Source organism: Variovorax sp. P1_H12_2, from assembly GCF_056405335.1.
On the sequence record NZ_JBFUCI010000385.1, the window covers coordinates 1 to 6,258 of the forward strand.

General features: G+C 68.6%; 7 protein-coding genes. All 7 read left to right on the plus strand.

From position 1 onward, the window contains the following. A partial coding sequence (locus tag AC1D2K_RS27800) for a glutamyl-tRNA reductase (protein WP_478092733.1) occupies positions 1-692 on the plus strand: 692 nt, incomplete at its 5' end. Positions 693-785: 93 nt separating this feature from the next. Next, the gene (gene prfA / locus AC1D2K_RS27805) at positions 786-1,874 is read left to right on the plus strand and encodes a peptide chain release factor 1 (RefSeq protein WP_478092734.1); all 1,089 of its coding nucleotides are present in this window, start codon (positions 786-788) and stop codon (positions 1,872-1,874) included. Positions 1,875-2,031: 157 nt separating this feature from the next. Continuing rightward, entirely contained in the window at positions 2,032-2,844 is an 813-nt protein-coding gene (prmC, locus tag AC1D2K_RS27810; RefSeq protein WP_478092742.1) for a peptide chain release factor N(5)-glutamine methyltransferase, read from the plus strand. Between the two features lie 29 nt (positions 2,845-2,873). Further along, positions 2,874-3,200 (plus strand): Grx4 family monothiol glutaredoxin, encoded by a 327-nt coding sequence (grxD, locus tag AC1D2K_RS27815; protein WP_478092735.1) that lies wholly within the window; start codon positions 2,874-2,876, stop codon positions 3,198-3,200. Between the two features lie 12 nt (positions 3,201-3,212). Then, a complete protein-coding gene (locus AC1D2K_RS27820; protein ID WP_478092737.1) occupies positions 3,213-3,716 on the plus strand; it encodes a cupin domain-containing protein in 504 nt (167 codons plus the stop codon). A 109-nt stretch (positions 3,717-3,825) separates the two neighbouring features. After that, positions 3,826-4,821, plus strand: a complete 996-nt coding sequence (locus AC1D2K_RS27825) for an AAA family ATPase (RefSeq protein ID WP_478092739.1) — start codon at positions 3,826-3,828, stop codon at positions 4,819-4,821. Between the two features lie 49 nt (positions 4,822-4,870). Next, a complete protein-coding gene (gene paeA, locus AC1D2K_RS27830; RefSeq protein WP_478092741.1) occupies positions 4,871-6,157 on the plus strand; it encodes a polyamine export protein PaeA in 1,287 nt (428 codons plus the stop codon). The last annotated feature ends 101 nt before the right edge of the window (positions 6,158-6,258 follow it).

Sequence of the window (6,258 nt, forward strand, 5' to 3'; positions counted from 1 at the left end):
ACCTCGCGGCGACCCATTTCGCGGCCAGGCAGCCCAAATCCATCGTCATCGCCAACCGCACGCTCGAACGCGGCGAGAAGCTGGCCTCGCGCTTCGGCGGCGAAGCGATGCGCCTGGCCGACCTGCCGGCGCGGCTGGCCGAATTCGACATCGTCGTGAGCTGCACCGCCAGCACGCTGCCGCTGATCGGCCTCGGCGCCGTCGAGCGCGCGCTCAAGGTGCGCCGGCACCGCCCGATGTTCATGGTCGACCTCGCCGTGCCGCGCGACATCGAGCCCGAAGTCAAGGCACTCGAGGACGTCTACCTCTACACCGTGGACGATCTCGCGCAGGTGGTGCAGCAAGGCCACGCCAACCGCCAGGCCGCGGTGGCGCAGGCCGAGGTCATCATCGACGCCGGCGTGCAGAGCTTCATGCACTGGCTGGACCAGCGCGGCACGGTGCCGCTGATCCGGCAGCTCAACGCGCAGACCGACGAATGGCGCGCCGTCGAACTGGCGCGCGCACGCAAGCTGCTGGCCAAGGGCGAGAGCGTCGACGCGGTGCTGGAGGCGCTGTCGCGCGGACTCACCCAGAAAATGATGCACGGCGCGCTGGCCGAACTGCACGCCGGCGATGCCGCCGCGCGCGAACACACGGCGCAGACCGTATCGCGCCTGTTCCTGCGCAGCGAGTTGCGCAAAGAGCGTTAGCGACGCTCGCCGCAGCGGCACCGCCGGTGTGCCCGCTCCCCGCCGTCGCCGCGCCCCGCTCGCGGTCCGTTCCCCTGGCCACCCCCCATTTCCGTGAAACCCTTCCTGCGTCACCAACTCGAGCGCTATGCGCAACGCCTCGGCGAACTCGACTTCCTGCTCTCGCGCGAGGACATCATGTCCGACATGGCGCAGTACCGCACCATCTCGCGCGAGCATGCCGAGGTGACGCAGATCGCCGGCCGCTACGGCCGCTACCTGCAGCGCGAGGCCGACCTGGCCAGCGCCCGCGAGATGCTGGACGAGCCCGAGATGGCGGAGATGGCCCAGGAGGAAATCGCCGCTGCCGAGGCCGAACTGCAACAACTCGACGACGAACTCCAGCGCCTTCTGCTGCCCAAGGATCCGGACGACGCCCGCAACGCCTTTCTCGAGATCCGCGCCGGCACCGGCGGCGACGAATCGGCGCTGTTCGCCGGCGACCTGCTGCGCATGTACACGCGCTACGCCGAACGCGCCGGCTGGCGCTGCGAGATCGTGAGCGAGAGCGAGAGCGAACTCGGCGGCTACAAGGAAGTGGTGATCCGCATCGTCGGCGACGAGGTGTTCGGCAAGCTGCGCTTCGAATCCGGCGGCCACCGGGTGCAGCGGGTGCCGGCGACCGAGACCCAGGGCCGCATCCACACCAGCGCCTGCACGGTCGCGGTGCTCGCGGAGCCCGACGAGGCGCAGGCCGTCCAGATCAATCCGGCCGACCTGCGCATCGACACCTACCGCGCCAGCGGCGCCGGCGGCCAGCACATCAACAAGACCGATTCGGCGGTGCGCATCACGCACATCCCGACCGGCATCGTCGCCGAGTGCCAGGACGACCGCAGCCAGCACCGCAACAAGGCCAAGGCGCTGCAGGTGCTGTCGGCGCGCATCCAGGAGAAGGACCGCAGCGAGCGCGCCGCCAAGGACGCGGCCGTGCGCAAGGGCCTGATCGGCACCGGCGATCGCTCGGACCGCATCCGCACCTACAACTTCCCGCAGGGCCGGCTCACGGACCACCGCATCAACCTCACGCTCTACAAGCTGCTGGCGATCATGGAAGGCGACCTGGGCGACGTCCTGGCCGCACTGCAGGCCGCGCGCGAGGCCGAACAGCTGGCCGAGCTCGAAGCCAGCCTGCCGGCATGAACAATCACCCCCGAAGCGCCTTCGGCGCCGCCCCCTTCAGGGGGCGATACCAGCGGCCCGGCAAAGCCGGTTCCGCGGTATCCCTCGCCTTGGCCGAGCCACTTCCGCACGCCCGCGCAGGGGTCGTCCGGTGACGTCACCCTCGACTGCGGCGCAGATGTTGGCCGCAGCGGCCGCACGCGGGGTCGACCGGCTCGACGCCCAACTGCTGCTGCTGCATGCGCTGGGCCGCAGCGCGAGCGAGCGCGCGTGGCTGCTGGCGCATGACACCGACACGCTCCCCGACGCCGTCTGGGAGGCCTACGAGCGGCTCTTCGCGCGGCGCCTGGCTGGCGAACCGGTGGCCTACCTGGTGGGCGAGAAGGAATTCCACGGCCTCGGCCTGCAGGTCGACGCGCGCGTGCTGGTGCCCAGGCCCGACACCGAGACGCTCGTCGACTGGGCGCTGCGCTGCCTGGACGGCCGCAGCGCGCCCGCCGTGCTCGACCTCGGCACCGGCAGCGGCGCRATCGCGTTGGCGATCGCGCATGCCCGCCCGGACGCCCGGGTCGCGGCCGTCGACGCCAGCGCCGACGCACTGGCGGTGGCCCGCGCCAACGGCGCACGGCTCGGCCTGCCGGTGCGCTTCGTCCAGGCCGACTGGCTCGAAGGCGCCGACCGCGGGCTGGACCTGATCGTCTCGAACCCGCCCTACATCGTGGCCGGCGACCCGCACCTGGCCGCACTGCGCCACGAACCTCTGCACGCGCTGGTTTCCGGCGCCGACGGGCTGGACGACATCCGCCGCATCGTCCAGGCCGCCCCGGGGCACCTGTCACACGGCGGCTGGCTGCTGCTCGAGCACGGCTACGACCAGGCCGAGAGCGTGCGGCAGTTGCTGGCCGGACGCGGATTCGCCCAGGTCCAAAGCCGCGACGACCTCGCCGGCATCGCCCGCTGCTCCGGCGGAATGTGGCCGGGAGTGAAATAATCCGCCCAGTCCAATTTCAGGAGTTCCCCATGTCCGACACCCAGCAACGCATCGACGATCTCGTCAAGAGCAACGATCTCGTGCTCTTCATGAAGGGCAATGCCAGCTTCCCGATGTGCGGCTTCTCGGGCCGAGCGATCCAGATCCTCAAGGCCGTCGGGGTCGACACCCGCACGCTCAAGACCGTCAACGTGCTGGACGACGCCGAAGTGCGCCAGGGCATCAAGGAATACAGCAACTGGCCGACCATTCCCCAGCTCTACGTGAAGGGCGAATTCGTCGGCGGCTCGGACATCCTGATGGAGATGTACGAATCGGGCGAACTGCAGCAGATGCTGAACGCCAATCCGGCCTGATTTCTTTCCGCCATGAGCCACGACCACGCCGATCATGGCCACGCGCATGACGGCGAGGCCGCCTGGAAGCACGACGGCGTGCGCGTGATCCCGGGCGACCGGCTCGACACGAACACCGCCCAGACGCCCGGCATGAACCGGGCCGCCGCGATCGATTTCGCGCGCGTCGGCGCCCGCAAGCTCTGGGCCGGCACGGTCACGATCCATGCCAACGCCAAGACCGGCGCCCACCATCACGGGCACCTCGAATCCGTGATCTACGTGGTGCGCGGCCGGGCCCGCATGCGCTGGGGCGAGCGGCTGGAGTTCACCGCCGAAGCCGGTCCGGGCGACTTCATCTATGTGCCGCCCTACGTCCCGCACCAGGAAATCAACGCCAGCGAGACCGAGGCGCTCGAATGCGTGCTGTGCCGCAGCGATGGCCAGGCGGTAGCGATCAACCTCGACATCGAGCCGGTCGAAAAACCGGAAGCGGTGCTGTGGGTGGACCCGACCCATCCCCACGGCGGCGTGTGACCGCCGCGCGACAGATCCGCAAAACACCTCAAAGCGAGAAAACGTAGACATCCATCGAACCCGGGCACGGCTTATGCTGTCCAAAGAGTGTTCGAAACCGGAGGTGTCCATGGATTCCCGCAGTCTCGTCCTCGCCTCGCCGCCGTTCCAGCTGCCGGTCGCCAACCTGCGCAGCGTGTTCCAGACGCACGATGTCGAGCGCAAGCTCGCCAAGCTCCCCGATCGCGACCATGAGCACCTGCGAACCACCTACGAGCGGATGCTCGAGCGCGGCCCGGACCGCTTCCAGGTCAAGCCCAGCGGTGTGCCGGAAATGGCCTCGCTCTACGCCCAGCTGCCCAACTTCACCGAGGTGCTCGACGACGTGCGCCGCCATGTCGCGCTGGCGCAGGACAGCCGCGACGGGCTCGAAGTCACCCCGATGCTGCTGCTCGGCGCGCCCGGCATCGGCAAGACCCATTTCGCCAGGAAGCTGGCCGAACTGCTGGGCACCGGCATGTCGCTGGTGCCGATGAACTCGATGACCGCCGGCTGGCTGCTCTCCGGCGCCTCCTCGCAATGGAAGGGGTCCAAGCCCGGCAAGGTCTTCGAGGCGCTGGTCGAAGGCCAGTACGCCAACCCGGTGATGGTGGTCGACGAAATCGACAAGGCCGGCGCCGACAGCCAGTACGACCCGCTCGGCGCCTTGTACAACCTGCTCGAGCACGACACCGCGCACGCCTTCGTCGACGAGTTCGCCGAAGTGGCGATCGATGCCAGCCAGGTGATCTGGATCACGACGGCCAACGATGCGCGCGGCATTCCCGAGCCCATCCTCAACCGCATGAACGTGTTCGAGATCGACGCGCCCTCGCCCGAGGCGGCACGCCAGATCGCACGCCAGCTCTACGCCTCGATCCGTGGCGACCACGACTGGGGCCGCCGGCTGGCCGAGGAGCCTTCGGCCGACGTGCTCGACCACCTGGCCGTGCTGGCACCGCGCGAGATGCGGCGCGCCCTGATGACCGGGTTCGGCAATGCCCGGCTGGCCGGCCGCGACGAGGTCCGGGTCGAGGATCTGCCGCGCGCCAACGCCGCCAGGAGCCGGATCGGGTTCGTCCAGTAGCGGCTCGTTCGCGGCTCATGGCACCATGTCGGTCTTCATCGACCGACCCATGACCCTGACACAGAGCCTCCTGATCATCGTCGCGCTCATCGCGACCAGCGCCTTCTTCTCCCTGGCCGAGATCTCGCTGGCGGCTTCGCGCCGCCTGCGGCTGCGCCAGATGGCGGACGAAGGCGATGCACGCGCCGAACGCGTGATGCGCATCCAGGAGCAGCCGGGCCACTACTTCACCGTGGTGCAGATCGGACTCAACGCGGTCGCGATCCTCGGCGGCGTGGTCGGCGAAGGTGCGCTGAGCCCCTACTTCGCGCGACTGTTCGAGATCTGGCTCAGCGTCGACGCTTCCCAGACCGCCGCCTTCCTGGCCTCCTTCATCACCATCATCTCGGTCTTCCTGGTCTTCGCCGACCTGTTTCCCAAGCGCCTGGGCATGAGCAGCCCCGAAACGCTCGCGGTGCGCATGGTCGGGCCGATGCAGGTCCTGATCACCGCCTTCAAGCCGCTGGTCTGGCTGTTCACCGTCTCCACCGACCTGCTGTTCAAGCTGCTCGGCATGCCGTTGCAGCGCGATGAGAAGATCACTTCGGCCGACATCCTCGCGATGACCGAAGCCGGAGCCCGCGCCGGCGTGCTCGCCGTGCGCGAGCAGCAGGTGATCGCCAACGTCTTCGAGCTCGACACCCGCGTGGTCAGCAGCGTCATGACCTCGCGCGAGCGCATCGCGTGGTTCCTGCGCGACGATCCCGAACACGTGCTGCGGGCACGCATCGTGGCCGAGCCTTTCTCTGCCTACCCGGTATGCGAAGGCGACATCGACCACGTGCTGGGCTACGTGGACGCCAAGGACATGTTCCAGCGCGTGCTGAGCGGCCAGCCGCTCGCCTTCGGCCAGGGCCTGCCGCTGCACAAGGCGCTGGTCATTCCCGACCGGCTGTCGCTGACCGAAGTGCTCGAGCAGTTCCAGCAGGCGCACGAGGATTTCGCCATCATCGTCAACGAATACAGCCTGGTGGTCGGCGTGATCACCCTCAACGACGTGATGAGCACCGTGATGGGCGACCTGGTCGGCGACCAGGACGAGGAGCAGCAGATCGTCAAGCGCGACGAGAACTCCTGGCTGATCGACGGCGTGACGCCGATCCAGGATGTCCAGCGGGCACTCGACATCGAAGAGCTGCCGCATGCGGAGGAGTACGAAACGCTGGCCGGCTTCCTGATGGTGATGCTGCGCCGCGTGCCCAAGCGGACCGACAGCGTGACCTGGGCCGGTTACACCTTCGAGGTCATCGACGTCGACAGCCACCGCATCGACCAGGTGATGGTCACGAAGATGTGACTCGCCCCCAGGTTGCCCGGCACTTCGTGTCCGGGCGCCCACCCCCTGCCGGGGGCAACACCAGCGGCCCGGCGAAGCCGGTTCCGCGGTGTTTCACCAAC